Source organism: Arachidicoccus sp. (genome assembly GCF_050436765.1).
Lineage (GTDB): Bacteria > Bacteroidota > Bacteroidia > Chitinophagales > Chitinophagaceae > Arachidicoccus.
On the sequence record NZ_JBNQGD010000074.1, the window covers coordinates 1 to 1037 of the forward strand.

Annotated in this window: 4 protein-coding genes; all 4 read right to left on the reverse strand. The window is 35.7% G+C overall.

The window, feature by feature from the left end; all coding sequences use genetic code 11:
• A partial coding sequence (locus ACQR30_RS03215; protein WP_429731169.1) for a hypothetical protein occupies positions 1-284 on the reverse strand: 284 nt, incomplete at its 3' end.
• Positions 281-580 carry a hypothetical protein gene (locus ACQR30_RS03220; protein ID WP_429731172.1) on the reverse strand — a complete coding sequence of 100 codons (300 nt, stop codon included), beginning with the start codon at positions 578-580 and terminating at the stop codon, positions 281-283. The genes ACQR30_RS03215 and ACQR30_RS03220, both read right to left, overlap by 4 nt.
• Before the next feature lie 15 nt (positions 581-595).
• The gene (locus ACQR30_RS03225) at positions 596-829 is read right to left on the reverse strand and encodes a hypothetical protein (RefSeq protein WP_429731175.1); all 234 of its coding nucleotides are present in this window, start codon (positions 827-829) and stop codon (positions 596-598) included.
• 9 nt (positions 830-838) lie between these two features.
• A partial coding sequence (locus ACQR30_RS03230; RefSeq protein WP_429731178.1) for a hypothetical protein occupies positions 839-1037 on the reverse strand: 199 nt, incomplete at its 5' end.

Below are 1037 nucleotides of genomic sequence, written 5' to 3' on the forward strand. Positions count from 1 at the left end.
CAATCCCTCTTTATACTCCCCGCACCTTGTAATTGCTCTCTTCCTGCATCAGCGAACCAATTTCTCTTTCTCGCATCCTCAAAGCGAACTAAAAGTTTTTCCCCGTACAGCTTTTTACAGTCAAGGACAAGTTCAAAAGCCCGGTGGATTTGATAGGTAGATACTTCGCTCAAAGTCTTTGACTTAGGAAACCAGATTGCGAAGCCTGTATGCGTTCCGGGATCAATACCGATTACGCATTCGTACTTATTTCTATTGAGTGATTCCATTGTCCAGCCTTTCATAAACCATATTGTTTGATTATTTCCTTAACTCTTTTCTTAAATGCTGATTTTCCTATTTTATTCAAAAAATCAGTGGTTTCTTTAACAGCATCCTTTTTATATTTAACCGATTTAACACACGTCCCCGTTAAATACTCTGTTATTTTGTAAATTTTATATGACTGGAAGTTCTTAAACACATACTCTCTGTGTATGTAAAAATCGTATTCCTCCCAGCCGGGAATAACAATTTTAGTTGCCTCAACTTCAATAAAGGTTAACTCTCCGTCTTTAATGCACGTTGTTTTAATTTTCATTTCTCCTTTTTTTACTTACTTAACTACCTTTCTTTCGATATAATCAGGAGTAACGCGCTTTTCAAGTTGGTCGAAAAGGTCTTTTTTAGTTATCTCTAAAAGCCCCATTAACTCCCATGAAGTAAAGCCGTCATTAGTTCTTTTAAGACCATTTGAACCATCATCAAAAAAGGATACTTCCACCAGCCATGTTTTTTTTGAAATAATTTTATTTTCGGGCTGTTTAGTTGATGTTTGTTTTGCTTTCATATTTATTTTTTAGTTTAATGATTCGTATTTTTTTATTGCTTTAAAAATCTGGTAAACCAATTCTGGTACTACAGCGTTCCCATATCCTTTTATACTTTCATTTCTGTGTTTTGAAACGGTAATTCCAACCAGTCCGGTGGAAACCCCATCAGTTCCCCTACAAATTGGGGATTGAGTTGGCCACTTATCCCATGTTGGTATTTCAATG

Coding starts and splice junctions, on each gene's coding strand:
- ACQR30_RS03220 (WP_429731172.1), bottom strand. CDS start 580: ATGAAAATTAAAACAACGTGCATTAAAGACGGAGAGTTAACCTTTATT.
- ACQR30_RS03225 (WP_429731175.1), bottom strand. CDS start 829: ATGAAAGCAAAACAAACATCAACTAAACAGCCCGAAAATAAAATTATT.